The sequence below is a fragment of the Acinetobacter ursingii DSM 16037 = CIP 107286 genome (genome assembly GCF_000368825.1).
Classification (GTDB): domain Bacteria; phylum Pseudomonadota; class Gammaproteobacteria; order Pseudomonadales; family Moraxellaceae; genus Acinetobacter; species Acinetobacter ursingii.
Genome location: NZ_KB849717.1, coordinates 1,005,619 through 1,024,878, shown reverse-complemented (window position 1 = coordinate 1,024,878; position 19,260 = coordinate 1,005,619). Strand labels below are relative to the sequence as shown.

The window sequence follows — 19,260 nt, the reverse complement described above, 5'->3', positions numbered from 1 at the left end:
GGTTATACTTTTTCAAATGAAAGGCACAGAGTAAGACATTGAAACAACGTATTCTTCTCATTACAGGATGGGGTGGCGGTGAAAAGCTATTAAACCCCTTAAAACAGTTACTTGAACAACAAGACTATACCGTTGAACTCAGTAATATTTTTAATGCGCTAGATGAGCAGGTTTTAGCGCAACAGGTAGAACAAGCTATCAAATTTGATGTAATTGCAGGATGGTCATTGGGGGGCGAGTTAGCCATGCGCTTGGTGCATGACGTTGCTCTTAAGACAGGTCAAAACAAGACTTTAATTACGATGGCCTCTAATCCAAGTTTTGTAGCACATGAAAATTGGCGACATGCGATGTCGGTAGATGATTTTCATCAGTTTAAGCAGTCTTTTGAGCATGATCCGATTACGATTCTAAAGCGTTTTGGTTTGTTGGTGACCAAAGGTGTTGAAACAGCTAAATCTGATTTTAATACGATGCAAACCATGTTGCATGCGCAGCCCATGTCGCTATTAAAACAAGGTTTAGCGATACTAGAACAATTTAATCTGGTTGAAATCTTAAAAAATTATACAGGTCGGCAGCTTCATCTCTTTGCAGATTATGATGCGCTAGTTCCTCGCGAAATTGTGCAAGATATGCAGAAGATTAATGCAAAATCAATTCAGATTGTAACACTTAAAAATGCTGCACATAGTTTTCCATTTATTCAGGTCGAAAAAACTTGCGATGAAATTACGAAATTTATTGAATCATCAGTTTAAGCTTTAAACGAAATGGTGTTTATCGCAATATATTTTCAAAGTCTGCACGTTTAATATGTAGTTTCATATTGAAAAGGTACATCAATGGAGTCAATGGATGAGTGATCAGTTTGATTTGGAGCATATCTGGCATCCTTATACCTCCATGCTTCATCCATTGCCTACCTTTAAAGTCAAACGTGCCTATGGCGTAACCATTGAACTTGAAGATGGTCGTCAGTTGATTGATGGCATGTCTTCATGGTGGTGTGCAATTCATGGTTATCATCATCCTGAACTCGATCTTGCTGTGACGCGTCAACTCGACCATATGGCACATATCATGTTTGGTGGTCTCACCCATGAGCCTGCAATTGAACTGGGAAAATTACTACTCAAAATCACGCCGCCCAGTCTGGATAAAATTTTTTATGCCGACTCAGGTTCAGTTGCGGTGGAAGTCGCCATGAAAATGGCGGTTCAGTATTGGTCATCAAAAGCAGGGTCATCAAAAGTCGAATCGGACACAACCCTCAAACAAAAGACTAATTTTATTACGACACGTTCTGGCTATCATGGCGATACATGGAATGCCATGTCGGTTTGTGATCCTGTCACGGGCATGCATCAGATTTTTGGAAATAGTTTATCGCAACGTATTTTTGTGTCTGAGCCGCAAAGTCGTTTTGATGGTGAATGGAATCCGCATGAACTTGATGAAGTGGAGCAAATCTTAAAACTGCATCATCATGAGTTAGCTGCATTTATTATTGAACCGATTGTACAGGGCGCGGGTGGTATGCGCTTTTATCATCCAGAATATTTAAAACAGCTCCGCAAGTTGTGCGACCAATATCAGTTACTGCTGATTTTTGATGAAATTGCCACAGGCTTTGGTCGTACTGGAAAACTGTTTGCGTGGGAACATGCACAGGTTGAGCCCGATATTATGTGTATTGGTAAAGGACTGACAGGTGGCTATATGACTTTATCAGCCACGCTTACGACTAGGCAGATTGCTGAAACCATTAGTGCTGGTGAAGCTGGTGTTTTTATGCATGGCCCCACTTTTATGGCGAATCCTTTGGCCTGTGCCGTTGCCTTGAGAAGTACTCAGTTATTGCTCGAACAGGATTGGCAAACCAATATTCAACGGATATCTGAACAATTACAATCATTACAGATTTTGTCTGCATTGGAATACGTGGCAGATGTACGTATTTTAGGGGCGATTGGGGTGGTGGAGCTCAAGTTCAATGTCGATATGAAAACCTTGCAACAGCAGTTTGTTGAGCGTGGGATCTGGGTGAGGCCTTTTGGTAAATTGGTGTATGTGATGCCACCGTATGTCATTTCTCACGATGAACTCGATTTCTTGCTAAGGCAACTGATTGAAGTGGTACAACAGATGCAAGTTGAGGTGAAACATGGCATTGCTTGATCATTATCAACAGCAGCTTGATCAGCTTAAACAGACTGGAAATTTACGCCAGTTTACCGCCAATAAGCAACACGGCGCTTATATTGAGATTACAGGAAGAAAGATGCTCAATCTTTCCTCCAATGATTATTTGGGCTTAGCTGCCAACACTCAGCTTCGCGAAGAGTTTTTAGATCAGCAACCCATTCAGCGCCGTTATTTTAGTTCGTCTTCTTCACGCTTGTTGACAGGTAATTTTGAGGAATATGAACAGTTTGAAGCGAATTTAAGTCAGGCATTTTTAGGTCGTGCAGCGCTATTGTTTAATAGCGGCTATCATATGAATATCGGGATTTTACCCGCTTTAAGTGATGATAAAACGCTGATTTTAGCGGATAAACTAGTACATGCCAGTATGATTGATGGCATTCGCTTATCCTCTGCCAAATATGTACGTTATCGGCATAATGATCTACAGCATTTAACTCAGCTCATTGAAAAATATCATGATGATGCCGACATTGAACGCATTATTGTGGTGACTGAAAGTATTTTTAGTATGGATGGTGATGAAACGGATTTGGCTGCATTGGTTCAAATCAAGCATGGTTTTGATAAGGTCATGTTGTATGTGGATGAAGCACATGCGATCGGTGTTCGCGGTGAGCAGGGTTTGGGCTGTGCTGAGCAATATAACGTGATGGCTGATATTGATTTACTGGTCGGTACCTTTGGAAAAGCCTGTGCATCAGTGGGCGGCTATCTGATTTGTGATCCAATAATTCGCAGCTATTTGATCAACACTATGCGTCCATTGATTTTTAGTACCGCTTTGCCGCCGATCAATATCGCATGGTCGGATTTTATCTTTAAAAAAGTCATGGCAGCCAAAAGCGAACGCTTACATTTGCACAAGATCAGTCAGGATTTACAATCGGCAATTGTCGCAAAAGGTTATCATAGTCCATCGACCAGCCATATCGTGCCGATTATTGTCGGAGCAAGCCAAACAGCGGTAGAAAAATCTCAAAGCGTACAGCAACATGGTTTTTATGCGATGCCTGTTCGTCCTCCCACTGTGCCGCAGCATAGCGCGCGGCTCAGAATTTCATTAACATCACTGATTCAGTCTGATGATCTACAACGATTGGTAGCATGTTTGTGAATCTCAATAAATCCCTGATTGCCCAGCGTTTTGCCAAAGCGGGACAAAGCTATACTGAACAAGCGGTTATCCAAAAACAAATCAGTCAGCATTTAAGTCAATTGATGCAAAACCATTGTCCTGAAAATTTAGCGCATGTTTTGGAAATTGGCTGTGGATCGGGCAATTTAACCCATCAATTGGTTAAAAATTTTCAAATTGAACAGTGGTATCTGAATGATTTGTATCCACAAGTGCAGCGACATTTTCAGGATCATTTACCGATCCAATGGATGATTGGGGATATTGAAACACTGGATTTACCAGGAGATTCAGATGCAATCGTGTCGAGTTCAGCCCTTCAGTGGATTAATGATTTACCTAAACTTTTGGCGCGTTGTCATGATGTATTGAAAGCGCAAGGCTGGTTATGTTTTTCGACCTTTGGTCCTGATAATTTTACTGAGATTAAACAGCTTACTGGGCAGGGTTTAGAATACTGGTCGATTGATGACTGGCGACAACAACTTGAAAAAGTAAACTTTGAGATTGTTGAGCTAAGCCAACAATCTTTATATATGCAGTTTGCAACCCCGAAAGCGGTACTTAAACATCTTAAAGCGACGGGTGTGACTGGAGCATCTGTACAGCAACAACGCTGGACAAAACAATCACTTACTGAATTTTATCAACGCTATCAACAGTTTCAGCTAGAAAATCAGCAGTATTTTTTGACCTATCATCCCATTTATTGTATCGCACGGAGAAAAGCATGAGTGCTTTAGTTTATTTTGTCAGTGGGATTGATACGGGAATTGGAAAAACCTATGCCACAGGTTATCTGGCGAAACTCTGGAACACACAAGGGCAGTCGACCATTACTCAAAAATTGATTCAGACTGGAAATGTGGATGTTTCTGAAGATATCGAAAAACATCGTGACATTATGGGGACAGGCTGGTTGCCAGAAGATCATGAAAAACTGACCATGCCTGAGATATTTAGTTATCCTGCTTCGCCGCATTTGGCGACACAACTTGATGGTCGAGACATTGATTTTGATAAGATTGAAAAAGCGACTCAAATCTTACAACAGCGTTTTGATGTGGTGTTATTGGAAGGAGCAGGTGGGCTGATGGTTCCCTTAACGACAGAACTGCTGACGATAGATTATATTGTTCAAAAACAGTTGCCTGTAATTTTGGTTAGTTCTGGGCGTTTGGGTAGTATTAATCATACTTTACTCAGTTTGGAAGCCTTAAAACAACGTGGTTTATCGCTTTATGCGCTTGCCTATAATCTGAATGATGAATCTCAGGGTGAAATCATTTCAAAAGATACCGCACAATATTTAAAGAACTATTTAAAACAAAATTTTCCAGAAGCAAAATGGATTAATATTCCAAAATTATAATAATCGCTTATATAGCAAAAAGGCTTTATCAGAAAGATAAAGCCTTTATTGATAAATAATTTAGATCACATTATTTATAATAGGTTTGGATTTGTGCAGAGATAAACTCGTAGGCAGCTTTATTAAAGAAAGAGTGTTGCCCTGAAACATCATTATATGGAAATCCATCATTCGTTGGTCCGCCATAATTTGTTGAAAGAATATTCCCTTTGATATTCCACTCTCCGTCGTAAATTTTTCCATTCATTTCAATTGCTGGATCTGCTCCACTATATGCAGGATTTCCATTTGAATCGACATGGTAAATGACATTTAGACCCGCGATTTTATCGTACTTGTATGATGGAGGTGATGGAATTTTTTCATAATACGCTTTAAACCATGCATCGAGGGTTGGGTAGGTTGTTGCATCACTTTCTGAAAAACTAAATTCCTTATCATCATATATAGCAGATTTAGGAATGTAGATAATAGAACCAGATGGGAAAGTTGTATTACTATTTAGAAGTTTAGCTAAGGCTTGCGAATTTTTCTTTAAAATTTGACCGATATAAGGATTTATATAGGTATAATTATTTTTTTTAGGATATTGCGTTAAAATATTGTTAGGTAATATATCTGATATTTTTTTTCCAGATAAATCAATACTCTCAAAGGTATATTCTAATTTATTTACAGAAAAATTACATTTATCGTTGAATGTTGCTAATGATAATATCAAGTTGTTTGATGTTGTAAGATAACCAATTGGCCAACCATTATTTTGTTTTTGGTATGTTTTTGTTGTGTAAAGACCTGATGAGTTTAATTCATAATCAACAGGCATGAGTTGTTTATTAGTTTTAATTTCTGTAAGGCCAAGATTATAAATCTGAAGATATTCTGAATATAACATTTGTCCATTAATAGAAATTTTTTTAGCATAAATTCCATCTTTTTCGAGCTGAATACGTCCAGATGAATCTACACCCATTATATCTAAATAATTTATGCTATATAGCGTTTCATCAAAAATAGATTTAGCTGTTAAATTGGAGTTAAGTAAAATACCACGATCACATTTTAATTTAGTATCTCCTGATCCATTGCCTGTATTATTCCCACCAGCAGTCATCCCAGAATCACCTGATCCGCCACCCCACAGCCAGCTAAAGTCACTAAAGAAACTGCGATTGCCAAGTAAGATATTTTTTTCATCATCATGAACCTATTGTTGTTGAATTGTTTTATTTCGTGAGAATTATATACAAAACTGTCTACCTATAAAATAGTAAAATTCACAAAAAAAATTAGCATAAAATGAAAAAGAGCCCAATCTTGGGCTCTTTCATTTCATTGAGATTTTGGATTAAAACTTTTTAAAAGTTTTGTTTTGACCTAAGCTTTTACGTTGAGTAAATGGTTTGGATTGGCTTTCAGTTTGATCGTCAGTATCACGTTTTTGTTGACGTAAGTAACCACCACGACGTGCAGCAAGCGGTTTTTCCACCATACGTTCAGTACGACGTTTGGCCATACCATACAGACCAGTACCTTGGCGTGGCTTGAGTTCAACCAGTTTAGTTAGGTTATCAATATCTGCTTTATCTAGTTCCATCCAGCGGCCAGTGCGCAGTTCACGTGGCAAAATTACAGTGCCATAACGGGTACGCAACAAACGGCTGACTTTTAAACCTTGTGATTCAAATAAACGACGGACTTCGCGGTTACGTCCTTCTTTAACCACAACCTGATACCAACGGTTGATCCCATCACCACCAAGCTCTGAAAATGACTCGAATTTGGCAGGGCCATCATCCAATACTACACCATTTAAAAGGGTTTGACGGATTTGCGGAGTAACTTCACCCATGACGCGAACTGCATATTCACGTTCAACTTCATTGGAAGGATGCATTAAACGATTGGCAAGTTCACCATCATTTGTAAAAAGCAATAAACCTGTACTGTTAATGTCCAGACGGCCTACCATAACCCAACGATCATTGGCAATTTGAGGGAGATGCTCAAACACAGTTGGACGCTGTTCAGGGTCGTTGCGGGAACAGATTTCACCTTCAGGTTTGTAATAAATCAGGACACGACGACGAATTTCATCTTCGACTTGAAACTGAACTTTACGACCATCAATACGTAATTCATCACCTGGTTCGATTCGTTCGCCTACCTGCGCAATCTGACCATTTACACTGACGCGACCTGCGGCAATAACCTCTTCCATATATCGACGTGAACCGAGACCGATTCGCGCTAATACTTTTTGCAACTTTTCACTCATGACAGCACAACCTTAGAATTAATTGTCAACAGTTCACCTATTCAAGACTTGACTGCATTTGCATCCAGTGTCATGAAAGCTTCCTTGGCATCCTGTAGGGGAGGCAATTGACCTAAAGATGCTAGGCCAAAAGCGTTCAAAAATTGGGGCGTTGTAATCAACAACGCAGGTCTTCCGGGTAAGTCTCTAAAGCCCGATTCTTTAATCCAGTTCCAGTCAAATAATGTGCGCAAAAACTGACTATTGTTGGTAACACCACGAATCTGTTCAATATCCGCGCGCGTGACTGGCTGATGATAGGCGATCACGGCAATGGTTTCGAGCAATGACGGTGAGAGCTTGGTTGGGCGTTCGGGCCAAACTTGTGTGATTATATTACGATATTTTGATCGAACCTGAAACCGAAAGCCTTGAGCAGTTTCAATCAGTTCAATAGATCGCCCATGTTGTAAGACAGCAAGCTGTTGTAAAAACTGACGTAATTGCGGTTTATTATATTGATCCTGAAAGGCTTGTTTTAATCGTGCAAGTGACACTGGTGCATCACTGGCAAATAAAATCGCTTCAATTTGCAATAACACATCATGATGCATGTCTTCAGGTGACATCGCCAGTTGTTGATCGAGAGTCATAACTGTGCTCCCTGAATCGCAAGTGGCGCATCAATACCTGCGCTAACAATTCTGATTATTTGTTGGCGCGTCAGTTCCAATACGGCCATAAAGGTCACGACCATGCCCATCCGACCCTGTACTGGATTTAATAATTCCTCAAATACTAAAACAGACCCAGAGCTAACTTTTTCCTGAATAAACGCAATACGTTCTTCAAGTAAAACAGGTTCTTGTTCAACCGTATGCATGACAGGTTCAGGTCGATTAAACACACAAAACAGTGCATCGCGTAAGCTTTCGACATCATATCCTTCATACACAGGTGCTGTATGACCTAACCCGACATTCGGGCTAAAAGTATCCCGATCTAGTACTGTAAACTGTCCTAAACGTTCGGCAGCTTGCTTAATACGCAAATAGGTTTCTAAACGATCAATGAGTTCCTGTTTAGGATCTTTTTCTAAAGTGATTGATGTGGGTTTAGGAAGGAGTAATCGTGATTTAAGATCAGCCAACAACGCTGCCATGACCATATAGTCTGCGGTCAATTCAATATTGAGAGACTTCATTGCATCCATATAAGAAAGGTACTGAGTCGCAATAGGGGCAATATCGAGTTGTAATAAATCAAAACCATTTTTTTGAATTAGGTGAATCAGGAAGTCGAGGGGTCCCTCGAAATGTTCGAGTAAAATTTCAAAAGCAGCAGGCGGAATATATAAATCTTCAGGAATAACATCTTGCCATTCGTCCAATACGCGAATCTGCGGCAAGGCTTCCGATGAATGATTCAAAGCTTGGTTCATTACAGTTATAGGCCACGCGAATTTTCAAAAGCATGAGTCACTTTAGACATATTGAGCATAAATGCCATAAAGAGAAGGAGATTAGAATGGCTTTTATTCTAATGGAAATTCAGACTTTAATAAATTGTTAAAAGCATTAAAACCATAAATAAATAAACACTATTTTATACCTAAATACGCTCAAGGTTTTGTGATAGTGTTATTTTGTTTAGAAATGTGGTCGGATCAATAGACTAGACTTAGGGCATAATTAAAATGAAAAATTATTTTAAATCAAACTTAAATTTGTACCAACAACCTGTTGGATTTCAGGTTCAACAATTATTACCTGTAAGTTATCAATATGAGAAATTAACAGGACAATTTGTGGAATTACTTCCTCTTTCTGATACCTGTCCAAATGATTTGGAGCTAGAGCAACTTTGGCAAACGATTAGCACTGAACCAGATGCACGGTGTTGGACATATTTACCCTATGAGGGTTTTCAAAGTCGCGATGAGTTGAAGCATGCCCTGCAAAATGTATTTGGGTTTCATCCTTCGTATCATTATCTAATTAAGATGAATGATGAAGTCGTGGGTTGGATCGCATTGCTCAATCCACGTTTAGCGCATGCTGCCATTGAAATTGGCAACGTGTATTTTTCACATCGCTTAAAACATACAACCGCTGCTACAGAAGCTGTCTTTTTATTGCTTAAACAGTGTTTTGATTACAATTTTAGACGAATCGAATGGAAGTGTGATGACTTGAATGAGCCTTCAAAACGTGCGGCATTACGCTTTGGATTTTATTTTGAAGGACTATTTCGCCAAGATCGAGTAACAAAAGGACGTAACCGCAATACAGCATGGTTTTCAATCATTGACGAGGAGTGGTTTGAATTGAAATCTGCCTATGATGTCTGGCTAAGCCCTGATAACTTTGATGAACATGCCAAGCAAAAACAACGTTTAAATGATGTGATTGAACAATTTCGTCCTTTGTAAGGTGGCTATGAATGCTTACTCAAACGCACTCACATCACCTGCGCCTTGACGAACAACCTCAGGATGGTCTCCAGACAAATCTACAATACTGGTGGTGGTCAATGTGCCAAATCCTCCATCGATAAACACATCAATCCGCTTAGATAATTGATTTTCAATATCATAAGGATCATCCAATGGATCTTCCTGACCCGGTAAGATCAGGGTACTGGTCAAAATGGGTTCACCTAATTCTTGTAACAATGCCTGACAGATAGGATTAGTCGGAATACGTAGCCCGATAGTTTTCTTTTTGGGGTGCATTAACCGCTTTGGAACTTCGCTGGTGGCTGGCAAGATAAAAGTGGTGATTGCTGGTGTATTATTTTTCAATAAACGATACATGGCATTATCGACTTTGGCATAAGTGGCAATATCTGATAAATCGCAACACATAATCGCATATTGATGTTTTGGGCCAAGTCCACGAATTTGCGCAATACGCTCCATTGCGCTTTTATTGCCAATCTGACAACCAATCGCATAGGCGGCATCGGTTGGATAGACCACTACTTCGCCTGCACGGATACGTTCAACGGCCTGAGTAATCAATCGGGCTTGTGGATTTTCTGGATGAATATGCAAATGCAACATATCTGGATCCTCCTGAGTCAAATGTTATTGTTGTAAAGTGTCACTTCTATCCAATAGATTTCTGTCATCAGTCCTTTTATTTCTCCCTTGAAAAGAAAAATGAACAGGGATTAAACAAAGACAAAAAGAATCTGATGACCGCTTTTATTTAATCACATTGAATAGATTCAGTACGTGATGAGAAGTTGCGGTTGTGTAATTAAAAGCAGATTTAATCAAGCAATTCACGTTTAAATTCATCAGATTGTAAAATTTTACCGTCACGAGTACAGCTGCAAATACATTGAATAAAATACGCTGCATCAGATGGTAGTTTTGCTTCACCTGAAAAATAAGCCTGTACCTGAGTAAAAACACGATCTTTAAACGATGTTCCGTCGCCACCTTCACCTGTTAAATTGTCTAAAGATACTCGAAATTTGCGACCAAAAGCTTGAGCAAAGAACCACTCAATTGCTTGCGGTTTAATTTCGACTTGTTCAAAAAGCTGTTGTTGTTCAAGCGTTCGACCATCTGGCGCATACCAATAGCCCAAATCAGGCAATAAACGTCGTTTTGCCCCTGCAATCGTCCAGTGACTAATTTCATGTAAGGCGCTATTAAAAAAACCATGAGCAAACTGAATTCTAGCGGGTGCTTGATTTTGCGCAGGAAAATATTCGGGTTCAAAATCTCCTTTGACCAACGTCACATTTTGATGGGAAAACCAGTGATTAAAGTGTAAAATAAGCCAATCAACCTGATCGTGTTCTGTTTGTAGGCTTTGCCACGGTGAAAGTTGCACTGTATTAGACGACAGGGCAGACTGATGGGTTGAATGGGTGCTAACAAGTGATGAAGTTGTTACTTCAGGTTGCGGCTGCAACAGGTGCATTGCTGTGTTACCATGAGTTCTGTCTAAATTAGTACAAAATTGTATCTTAATCTTTGACAGAGTACCGATGAATTTGTAGAATTGCCGCCCACAGGGTCTGCTGACAGTTCAAATGTAACTTGCGTTGCAAAGTAAAATTGTCATAGACGAGGAATGAAACGTAGTTAATGGCGATTCCCTTAACAAGTTTCATGACGATGGATAGGGCAATTTTACTAGCAACCCGTAGGGACAGGAACATTTTTTGACGCTACTGCGTTACGTATTGCTTATTTAGAAGGCTAAATTGCGCAATTCGTGCCTTGTATCCTCTAAAAAATGTCCACTGTCGCAACTATATTTGAACTGTCAACAGACCCTCTTATGTCAGCAAATACCTTTCCGGCACAGATTGAGCCGTTTAAATGGGCTGAACAGGGCTTTACATGGTCAGGAACACTGCCATTGTCTCGCTTTGCTCGTATTGCTCGTGAAGCTGTTGGATCAATTAATGATCAATTGATCTCTATAGACTGTAAGCTATCAATGGATGCGTATCATCGCGTTGTGTGGTTTGATGGTCATGTTGAAACAAAAGTTCCACTGGAATGTCAGCGTTGTCTGGAGCCTGTGGAAATTCCTCTTGTTTCAGACTTCCGTCTCGCACTGGTTGATGATGAGTCACTGATAGAGCGCTTGGATGAGGATGCTGATTTCATCGTCTTGGGCGAAAGTGAATCTTCAACAAAGGGTGATTTTTCCACTCCTGCCACTGTTGATTTGCTGTCACTCATAGAAGATGAACTGTTATTGTTGATGCCTTTATCTCCTAAGCATGTGTCTTGTGAGCATAAACATCAACCAGCCGTTGAGAATGTTGTCGAAGAAAAACGTGATAATCCGTTTGATGTTTTGGCAGGTTTGAAAGGCAAACTTAATTCATAACACAATTTGTGTTATTATGTTGAGTTAAGACAACTGAATTTGTTCTGATCCATTTTTTCGATCTTTGTAAGGAGCCATCATGGCCGTTCAGCAAAACCGTAAAAGTCGCTCTCGCCGTGACATGCGCCGTTCACATGACGCTTTAACCGAGAATGCATTAACTGTAGACCAAACTACAGGTGAAACTCATCGTCGTCACCACGTGACTAAAGATGGTTTTTACCGTGGTCGTCAATTATTCGCTAAAGCAGCTGATGCTGAATAATTGAGCCAATTTGCATAAAAGCGTGATGCTTAAGTGTAGAAAAAATGGGAGCGAAAGCTCCCTTTTTTTGTTGCTTTTCGCAATTATCAATTGATTCAATAAGTGTTAAATTTCCGCCTCGGAAACGAGCTAAGACGAAGTAAAGGATTTTTATATGTCTGCTAAACGACTCGAGCAAGTGGCTCAAGCAACCAAAACTGCATTTTTGTTCCCAGGTCAGGGATCACAAAAAGTCGGCATGCTCGCTGAACTTGCTGAACAGTTTAGTGGTGTGCAAGAGACTTTTGCTGAAGCTTCAGAAGCAATTGGTTTTGATTTATGGCAGATTGCGCAAAGTGGTGAAGGTCTTGATCAGACTGAAAATACTCAGCCTGTATTGCTCACTGCGAGTATTGCTTTATGGCGTGTATGGCTAGATTTGAGTGGTATTGCACCTAAATATTTGGCAGGACATTCACTGGGTGAATACAGTGCATTGGTTGCAGCACAAGCATTAAGCCTTGCGGATGCAGTGAAATTGGTCAATTTACGCGGTAAATTGATGCAAAGTGCTGTACCTCAAGGACAAGGCGCCATGGCTGCAATTTTAGGATTGCCTGACGAGAAAGTGCTAGAGCTCTGCCAAAGCGTATCTGCATCTGGACAGGGTTCGGTTGAAGCCGCAAATTACAATGCACAAGGGCAAGTGGTGATCGCGGGTTCGACTGCATTGGTGAATGATGTCATGGCGCTTGCCAAAGAGCAATCAGGTAAAGCCATTGCTTTACCTGTGTCTGTACCGTCACATTGTTCATTGATGAAGCCTGCGGCTGAACAATTCGCAGCAGCATTGGAACAAACTGCCATTGAGCTACCTCATATACCTGTAATACAAAATGTCAACGCGGCAATCGCCACCGATGTTGCTCAATTGCGTCAGGCGCTCACGGCTCAATTGTATCAGTCAGTACAATGGACACGCACCATGCAATACCTGCAAGATCAAGGGATTCAGTATGTGGTGGAATGTGGTCCGGGTACAGTGCTGAGTAACCTTGCGAAACGTTTGCCAAATATTGAAAAAGCATTTGCGATCGATACCAAAGGTCGTATGGAAGATGCCCTAAACGCAGTTTTAGTGGCGGAAGGAAAAATTGCATGACACAACAACGTAAAGTTGCTTTGGTGACAGGTGCTAGCCGAGGTATTGGCGCGGCAATTGCACAGCAACTTCTTCAAGACGGTTTTTTTGTTGTAGGTACAGCGACGAGTGAATCAGGTGCTCAAAAGTTAACAGAGCAGTTTGGTGAGCAGGGTGTAGGTTTGGCATTGGATGTTCGTCATCTGGATCAGATTGAAGCCGTTGTTTCAAACATCGAACAAAACTATGGCCCAGTGTTGGTATTGGTCAATAATGCAGGGATTACACGCGATAATTTATTATTGCGTATGTCAGAAGATGACTGGGACGACATTTTAAATATTCATTTAAAAGCGGTATATCGTTTATCGAAACGTGTGCTAAAAGGCATGACCAAAGCCCGTTTTGGACGTATTATCAATGTCAGTTCAGTGGTTGCACACTTTGCGAATCCAGGTCAAGCCAACTACTCAGCAGCCAAAGCAGGTATTGAGGCATTTAGCCGCAGTCTTGCCAAGGAAATGGGTAGTCGCCAGATTACGGTAAACAGTGTTGCACCCGGTTTTATTGCAACTGAAATGACAGATAGCTTAAGCGAAGATCTTCGTAAAAAAATGAGTGATCAGGTTGCGCTGGGTCGTCTTGGCGAACCACAAGATATCGCAAATGCAGTAAGTTTCCTCGCTTCAGATAAAGCAAGTTACATTACTGGTACGGTATTACATGTAAATGGTGGTTTATACATGGCCTAAGGCTGATGGATAAACTTTTAAAATATTCAATATTCAATTAAACTAACGGCAATTAAAAACGCCACAAGCAATGAGGAGAATTCCTGTGAGCGATATCGAACAACGTGTTAAGCAAGCAGTTGCAGAACAACTTGGTATGAAAGTTGAAGAGATCAAAAACGAAGCATCTTTCATGGATGATTTGGGCGCTGACTCTCTTGATCTAGTTGAACTTGTTATGTCTTTCGAAAATGACTTCGACATCACCATTCCTGATGAAGATTCTAACGAAATCACAACTGTTCAATCAGCAATTGATTATGTAACCAAGAAATTAGGTTAATGAATCAGTGTTGATAAAAGCCACCGCAAGGTGGTTTTTTTATGGCTGAGCTAAAATTTAAATTGTTCAATAACAACTGATCCTAAAAAATTTGGTCAAATAAATTACATACTGTTACTTGATTGAAGTGAACATATACCAAAATCGAGATATTTTTTGAGTATAACTATAAGGGCTTTAAATTTATTTCATGATGACAATAATCATTACAGGAGACAATCATGGGTCTTTTTGATTTCGTAAAAGGTATCGGTAAGAAAAATCAGGCAAAAACTGAACAACCCGCTGCAACGCCTGCTGAACCGACAGCACAAGAGATTGCAAATCAGCTTTTGGCGCATATTAAGAGTTTAGGTTTGCCTGTAGAAGGTTTGGTGGTGAACTATAACAGCACCACAGATTTGGCGACGATTCAGGGTAAGGTCAAGAGCCAAGCAGACAAGGAAAAAATTGTATTGGCTGTGGGAAATATTGATCATGTTGCCAAAGTGGATGATCAGATGACGGTTGAAACGCCAGAACCTGAAAGTAAATTTTATACGGTGAAATCTGGCGATAATTTATCGAAAATTTCAAAAGAATATTATGGTGATCCAAACCAGTACAATAAAATATTTGAAGCCAATAAGCCTCTTTTAAAGGATGCTGATGATATTTATCCAGGTCAGGTATTGCGTATTCCGCAATAAACAAGCCATCTAAATAAAAAGCAGCGCATAGGGATCATATTGCGCTGCTTTTTATTTTATACAGTAATATTTTGAATAAACTGAATAAGTTTCTGTCCATGTGCTTGAGCCCTGAAATGTATCGTTTCTGGCGTAAATCCAGATACAGTCGAAACCTCATATAAAATATGCGGCTCATGATATTTCATTTGTGTATATTGGGCCGAATGTTTCAGGGCTTGTAAAAAGTCAGCAATTAAATGGTCTCCATTTTCCTGAATAAAATTTTTCTCAGGTTGCCCGACTGTTAAGCTAATCAATAGCTGCTTACTTTTGAGTTTATCTCCCTCAGATCCATAAGCAAATTGGTAACTAAAAACATTATCGAGCCAAATTTTAAGAATAGCTGGCATATTAAACCAATACATCGGGTATTGAAGGATAATCAGATCATGACGTAATAACGCGGCCTGTTCTGCTGCAATATCAATTTTATAATCTGGATAAAGTTGATGAATATTTCTAATTTCTAGATTAGGGTGATTTCGACTGAGCTGTTCAATAATCGTTTTGTTTGCGATAGATTGATCGAAATTTGGATGAGCGAGGATTACAAGAGTCATATAAATTGCCTTTAATTTAACTATAAAAATGATAGTAACTAAAATTATTTTAGTGATATATTTTTACAGTACAATAACTATCAGGATAGATAGGAGAGCGTTTCTATGGTGAAGCCCATCGAAAATTGTGAAGTCAGCTTTAAAGGAAAAAATTATCCCTGTCCTATTAGCATGGTGATGGATTTGATTGGTGGTCGATGGAAAGGCGTGATTCTTTACTATCTACAAAATGGAGCGAAGCGTTTTGGTGAGCTTAAACAATTAATGCCAACCATAACTGAAATGACTCTAAGTCTTCAATTAAAACAATTGGAAAAAGATGGCTTTATTTCCAGAACGGTTTATGGCGATAAACCGCCTGTAAAAGTGGTATATGAATTGACTGATTTTGGCAATTCTTTTCAGCCTGTGTTGGATGCACTTTCTGCATGGTCACATCATGTGGTTGGACAAGAGCCGTAATACAAGAAAGCACCCAGCTTTCTTGTGATTGAGCATTAATTTAAAATCGTTTTGGAATCTTTTGCCCATTTGGAACAGGCGTTTCAGCATTTTTTAACACGCCAAATAGCCAAACTTCGGCATGTTGTACTGCAATTTTCAAATCATCACCCAATGCTAGACGACCTGCAATATAACTTGCCAGAGAACAACCTGAACCATGATATTCACCGTCCAAACGTGGACAAGTACTTTCAGCTATACGTTCACCATTCATATATAAAATATTGCGAATATAGTCAGGTGTGTCTTCATGACCGCCTTTAACCAAAACTGCTTTAGCACCCATTTCAAATAATTTCTGGGTCGCTGCTTCTAAGTCATCCAGTCCTGTTAACGCACGTAGTTCCACTGTATTTGGTGTCAAAATTGTGGCAAGTGAAATCAGTTCAACAAAAGCTTGAACCAAAGTAGCCTGATCTCCTAAAGAACCACCACTGTTAGCAACTAAAACAGGATCTAGTACATAAAGATAATCTGGATGCTCACGTAAAAATTGCGCAAGTGCCGCGATATTATCTGTTGTGCCTAACATGCCAGATTTGACGCATTTAATGGGTAAGTCTTCAACCACAGCATTGGCTTGGGCGAGTAACAATTCTTTAGATGTGGCTTCAAAGCCAAAAACCTGTTGTGAGTTTTGGATGGTCAGTGCTGTACAGGCAATGGCAGCATGTGCACCACTTTGTCCGATGGCTTCAATATCGGCTTGTAATCCTGCACCGCCAGAAGGATCGAGACCAGAGAAACAAAGTACGGTTGGGCGCACAGTTATTATCCTTAAACGATTTGATTTGCGTTAGTATAGGCAAGTTTGAGTAAAGTCTCGACCCTATTTTTAATCGGATTCTGATGGGAATTCGCCTGTAGCTGATTTGAGTATCATTTGTGAACGCAGTAAAAAATATTTTGATTGATTTAGATGGAACATTGACCGACCCAAGAGTCGGAATTACCACTTCAGCACGTTATGGTTTAAATAAAGTGGGCTTTCCAATTGCCGATCATGAAAATATTGACTGGATCATTGGGCCGCCTCTGAAAGCTTCACTCGCCAAACTGATCAATGTTGATGTAACTCATGATTTGGCTGAACAGGCTTTATTAGGGTATCGCGAGCGTTTTGCAGTGACAGGGTTATTTGAAAACGAACTCTATCCCGATGTCATTGAGACTTTGAAGACACTTAAAAATCAAGGTTATCAATTGTATTTAGCCACTGCAAAACCGCATGTCTATGCGGTGCGTATTTTAGAGCATTTTGAATTATTACAATATTTCACCCATCCTTATGGGAGTGAGCTGACAGGTGAACGAACCAATAAAGGCGATTTGATCGCCTACATACTCGAAAAAGAACAATTAAATCCCGCTGAATGTTTAATGGTCGGGGATCGTGAACATGATATTTTGGGGGCACGTCGTCATGGCATTGAAACTGTTGCAGTAGAATATGGTTATGGTTCCGAACAAGAACTTAATTTGGCGGCGCCCAAATATAAAATCAAAAGTTTTAAGCAATTACTTGATCTATTGACCTGAATAGACAAATACCAAATCTGAACAGCATCTGGTTAGACTTTATTTTATGATGATGTCCCAATAATAAGTTATAAGTATCAGGGAGTACTCATGTTGAAAAATTTAGTCCTAAGCACTGTGTTAATATCGGGTTTGGCCGCTTGCCATGCATTTCCAAACGCTGATTCTGGCAAGCGGGTACAGGTGACCAAATCACTTCAAGGGAAACAGTGTGAACAGCAAGGTTTGGCTATTTCAGTATTGAAACAACAATTGCAGACAAAACATATCCACGTCTATGCCGAATCTGTTGGACATGATGGCATGATGCGACCTCAGATGTGTGGTGCGTCAGATGGTAAAGTTGCAATATTTAGTATCGATCAGAAACAATTGGCTCAGGCGCAAGCACTTGGCTTCTTAGTCTATCCAACCCAATAAAAAAAGAATCCGTTGATCTATTTTTTGCTAGACCCAATGGATGATTCCGTTGGCTGAACCAATTTGAAACTTATGCGAAATTATAAAATTGACATCTTAAGAGGTGTTTCTATTCTTTTGGTGTTACTGCATCATTTTAATATTCCTTATAAGTTACATGATACATGGCTAGGCGTTTCAGTGTTTGGAGAGCCTTTAAGTACTTTGATTGCCCGAAATGGTAATTATGGTGTGACGATGTTTTTTGTGATTTCGGGGTTTTTAATTACCCAACATACCTTACAAAGAAACGGTAGCCTGGCGCAGATACAACTTAAAAATTTCTATATTCGCCGTGTGGCACGGATTATTCCTTGTCTGGTGCTGCTCGTTGTGATGATGACCATTTTGGGATGTCTAGGACTCCAGCCATTTTTAAACCAAACACCGAATGGTATTGAAGTTCCTTATGGCTTGACGGTTTTTGCAGCCTTTACCTTCTGGATGAATATCCTGATTATTGAATATGGCTGGGTGAACTATGCGTTAGGTGTGTTGTGGTCATTGTCGGTTGAAGAGGTTTTTTATCTCGCATTTCCATTGTTATGTTTAACATTGGCTAGAGGCAAAGCCTTTGTTTTATTTCTTGTATTGATTGTTGCCTATGCACCATATTTCCGTTCACTGCATTATGGTGAAGAAAGTGGGGCATATCTTTATCATTATTTCTCCAGTTTTGATGGCATTGCGATTGGCTGTTTGACGGCTTTGTTTGCCCAGAAATTTTCGATCCAAGCTGTCCAGATGAAATGGATAATTCCTGTGTCGATTTTTTTGATGAGCATGTTATATCTCTATGCTCCCATCAAAGAAGTGAGTACATGGAGTGTGACTGTATTTGCGTTATTAACAGCAATCTTGATTTTCTGTTTTGCTCAACAATCACAAGCTCATCATCTTTCTATTCTTTCAAAAGTTATGGTGTGGATTGGACAGCGAAGTTATGAAATGTATTTATTTCATCTGATTATTTTGGGATTGATCAAAGTTTTGTATTTTCCTAAAACCACTTTGCCCGATCAGAAAATCATGTTGCTGCTAATCTTTTTAGTGACCACATTTGCACTCAGTTGGTTAATTGAAAAATATTATTCTACGCCTTTAAATCATAAGATTAGACAGAAATGGATTAGAAAAAAGCCTCAGGCCAACTGAGGCTTTTGATGCGTAT

General features: G+C 39.7%; 24 protein-coding genes. 16 read left to right on the top strand and 8 right to left on the bottom strand.

Annotated features, from left to right (window positions below):
* Positions 1 to 38: 38 nt before the first annotated feature.
* The 5 genes from F944_RS12320 to bioD all read left to right on the top strand — a co-directional run bounded on the left by F944_RS12320 (position 39) and on the right by bioD (position 4,718).
* Positions 39 to 761, top strand: coding sequence for an alpha/beta hydrolase family protein (locus F944_RS12320; protein WP_004991122.1), 723 nt, complete (start codon positions 39 to 41; stop codon positions 759 to 761).
* Between the two features lie 97 nt (positions 762 to 858).
* Positions 859 to 2,181 (top strand): adenosylmethionine--8-amino-7-oxononanoate transaminase, encoded by a 1,323-nt coding sequence (gene bioA / locus F944_RS12315; protein ID WP_004991121.1) that lies wholly within the window; start codon positions 859 to 861, stop codon positions 2,179 to 2,181.
* A complete protein-coding gene (locus F944_RS12310) occupies positions 2,168 to 3,325 on the top strand; it encodes an 8-amino-7-oxononanoate synthase (protein ID WP_004991119.1) in 1,158 nt (385 codons plus the stop codon). The genes bioA and F944_RS12310 overlap by 14 nt, the downstream gene beginning before the upstream one ends.
* A complete protein-coding gene (bioC, locus tag F944_RS12305) occupies positions 3,316 to 4,080 on the top strand; it encodes a malonyl-ACP O-methyltransferase BioC (RefSeq protein WP_004991117.1) in 765 nt (254 codons plus the stop codon). The genes F944_RS12310 and bioC overlap by 10 nt, the downstream gene beginning before the upstream one ends.
* Positions 4,077 to 4,718, top strand: coding sequence for a dethiobiotin synthase (gene bioD / locus F944_RS12300; protein WP_004991115.1), 642 nt, complete (start codon positions 4,077 to 4,079; stop codon positions 4,716 to 4,718). Before bioC ends, bioD begins: the two co-directional genes overlap by 4 nt.
* A 70-nt stretch (positions 4,719 to 4,788) precedes the next feature.
* On the opposite strand, the gene F944_RS12295 is transcribed toward bioD, so the two are convergent.
* The 4 genes from F944_RS12295 to F944_RS12280 form a co-directional block, all read right to left on the bottom strand.
* Entirely contained in the window at positions 4,789 to 5,832 is a 1,044-nt protein-coding gene (locus F944_RS12295; RefSeq protein WP_004991114.1) for a hypothetical protein, read from the bottom strand.
* Between the two features lie 234 nt (positions 5,833 to 6,066).
* Entirely contained in the window at positions 6,067 to 6,996 is a 930-nt protein-coding gene (gene rluB, locus F944_RS12290; RefSeq protein ID WP_004991112.1) for a 23S rRNA pseudouridine(2605) synthase RluB, read from the bottom strand.
* Between the two features lie 41 nt (positions 6,997 to 7,037).
* Entirely contained in the window at positions 7,038 to 7,628 is a 591-nt protein-coding gene (gene scpB / locus F944_RS12285) for an SMC-Scp complex subunit ScpB (protein WP_004991109.1), read from the bottom strand.
* The gene (locus F944_RS12280; RefSeq protein ID WP_004991106.1) at positions 7,625 to 8,416 is read right to left on the bottom strand and encodes a segregation and condensation protein A; all 792 of its coding nucleotides are present in this window, start codon (positions 8,414 to 8,416) and stop codon (positions 7,625 to 7,627) included. The genes scpB and F944_RS12280 overlap by 4 nt, the downstream gene beginning before the upstream one ends.
* A gap of 255 nt (positions 8,417 to 8,671) precedes the next feature.
* Between F944_RS12280 and F944_RS12275 the strand changes: the two genes are divergently transcribed.
* Complete coding sequence (locus F944_RS12275; protein WP_004991103.1) at positions 8,672 to 9,406, top strand: GNAT family N-acetyltransferase; 735 nt, start codon at positions 8,672 to 8,674, stop codon at positions 9,404 to 9,406.
* Between the two features lie 15 nt (positions 9,407 to 9,421).
* Here F944_RS12275 and F944_RS12270 read toward each other — a convergent pair whose 3' ends face one another.
* Both F944_RS12270 and F944_RS12265 read right to left on the bottom strand, forming a co-directional pair.
* Complete coding sequence (locus tag F944_RS12270) at positions 9,422 to 10,039, bottom strand: L-threonylcarbamoyladenylate synthase (protein WP_004991100.1); 618 nt, start codon at positions 10,037 to 10,039, stop codon at positions 9,422 to 9,424.
* 211 nt (positions 10,040 to 10,250) lie between these two features.
* Positions 10,251 to 10,913: an elongation factor P hydroxylase gene (locus F944_RS12265; RefSeq protein ID WP_004991098.1), complete on the bottom strand. Its 663-nt coding sequence runs from the start codon at positions 10,911 to 10,913 to the stop codon at positions 10,251 to 10,253.
* Positions 10,914 to 11,276: 363 nt separating this feature from the next.
* On the opposite strand from F944_RS12265, the gene F944_RS12260 reads away from it, so the two are divergent.
* The 6 genes from F944_RS12260 (at position 11,277) to lysM (ending at position 14,985) form a co-directional block, all read left to right on the top strand.
* On the top strand, positions 11,277 to 11,837 hold the full coding sequence (locus F944_RS12260) for a YceD family protein (protein WP_004991096.1): 561 nt from the start codon (positions 11,277 to 11,279) through the stop codon (positions 11,835 to 11,837).
* Between the two features lie 79 nt (positions 11,838 to 11,916).
* Entirely contained in the window at positions 11,917 to 12,102 is a 186-nt protein-coding gene (gene rpmF, locus F944_RS12255) for a 50S ribosomal protein L32 (protein WP_004723964.1), read from the top strand.
* A 154-nt stretch (positions 12,103 to 12,256) separates the two neighbouring features.
* The gene (fabD, locus tag F944_RS12250) at positions 12,257 to 13,243 is read left to right on the top strand and encodes an ACP S-malonyltransferase (RefSeq protein WP_004991093.1); all 987 of its coding nucleotides are present in this window, start codon (positions 12,257 to 12,259) and stop codon (positions 13,241 to 13,243) included.
* Complete coding sequence (gene fabG / locus F944_RS12245) at positions 13,240 to 13,974, top strand: 3-oxoacyl-ACP reductase FabG (protein ID WP_004991091.1); 735 nt, start codon at positions 13,240 to 13,242, stop codon at positions 13,972 to 13,974. Before fabD ends, fabG begins: the two co-directional genes overlap by 4 nt.
* Before the next feature lie 85 nt (positions 13,975 to 14,059).
* Positions 14,060 to 14,296: an acyl carrier protein gene (gene acpP / locus F944_RS12240; protein ID WP_004991077.1), complete on the top strand. Its 237-nt coding sequence runs from the start codon at positions 14,060 to 14,062 to the stop codon at positions 14,294 to 14,296.
* A gap of 221 nt (positions 14,297 to 14,517) precedes the next feature.
* On the top strand, positions 14,518 to 14,985 hold the full coding sequence (gene lysM / locus F944_RS12235; RefSeq protein ID WP_004991076.1) for a peptidoglycan-binding protein LysM: 468 nt from the start codon (positions 14,518 to 14,520) through the stop codon (positions 14,983 to 14,985).
* Positions 14,986 to 15,041: 56 nt separating this feature from the next.
* On the opposite strand, the gene F944_RS12230 is transcribed toward lysM, so the two are convergent.
* Positions 15,042 to 15,587, bottom strand: coding sequence for an NAD(P)H-dependent oxidoreductase (locus F944_RS12230; protein WP_004991067.1), 546 nt, complete (start codon positions 15,585 to 15,587; stop codon positions 15,042 to 15,044).
* Positions 15,588 to 15,692: 105 nt separating this feature from the next.
* On the opposite strand from F944_RS12230, the gene F944_RS12225 reads away from it, so the two are divergent.
* Positions 15,693 to 16,049: a winged helix-turn-helix transcriptional regulator gene (locus F944_RS12225; RefSeq protein ID WP_004991064.1), complete on the top strand. Its 357-nt coding sequence runs from the start codon at positions 15,693 to 15,695 to the stop codon at positions 16,047 to 16,049.
* A gap of 40 nt (positions 16,050 to 16,089) precedes the next feature.
* On the opposite strand, the gene F944_RS12220 is transcribed toward F944_RS12225, so the two are convergent.
* Positions 16,090 to 16,857, bottom strand: coding sequence for a hydroxymethylpyrimidine/phosphomethylpyrimidine kinase (locus tag F944_RS12220; RefSeq protein ID WP_004991062.1), 768 nt, complete (start codon positions 16,855 to 16,857; stop codon positions 16,090 to 16,092).
* 119 nt (positions 16,858 to 16,976) lie between these two features.
* On the opposite strand from F944_RS12220, the gene F944_RS12215 reads away from it, so the two are divergent.
* The 3 genes from F944_RS12215 to F944_RS12205 all read left to right on the top strand — a co-directional run bounded on the left by F944_RS12215 (position 16,977) and on the right by F944_RS12205 (position 19,244).
* Positions 16,977 to 17,630 (top strand): HAD-IA family hydrolase, encoded by a 654-nt coding sequence (locus F944_RS12215; RefSeq protein ID WP_004991061.1) that lies wholly within the window; start codon positions 16,977 to 16,979, stop codon positions 17,628 to 17,630.
* 90 nt (positions 17,631 to 17,720) lie between these two features.
* Positions 17,721 to 18,050 carry a hypothetical protein gene (locus F944_RS12210; protein ID WP_004991056.1) on the top strand — a complete coding sequence of 110 codons (330 nt, stop codon included), beginning with the start codon at positions 17,721 to 17,723 and terminating at the stop codon, positions 18,048 to 18,050.
* A gap of 72 nt (positions 18,051 to 18,122) precedes the next feature.
* Complete coding sequence (locus tag F944_RS12205; RefSeq protein WP_004991053.1) at positions 18,123 to 19,244, top strand: acyltransferase family protein; 1,122 nt, start codon at positions 18,123 to 18,125, stop codon at positions 19,242 to 19,244.
* The last annotated feature ends 16 nt before the right edge of the window (positions 19,245 to 19,260 follow it).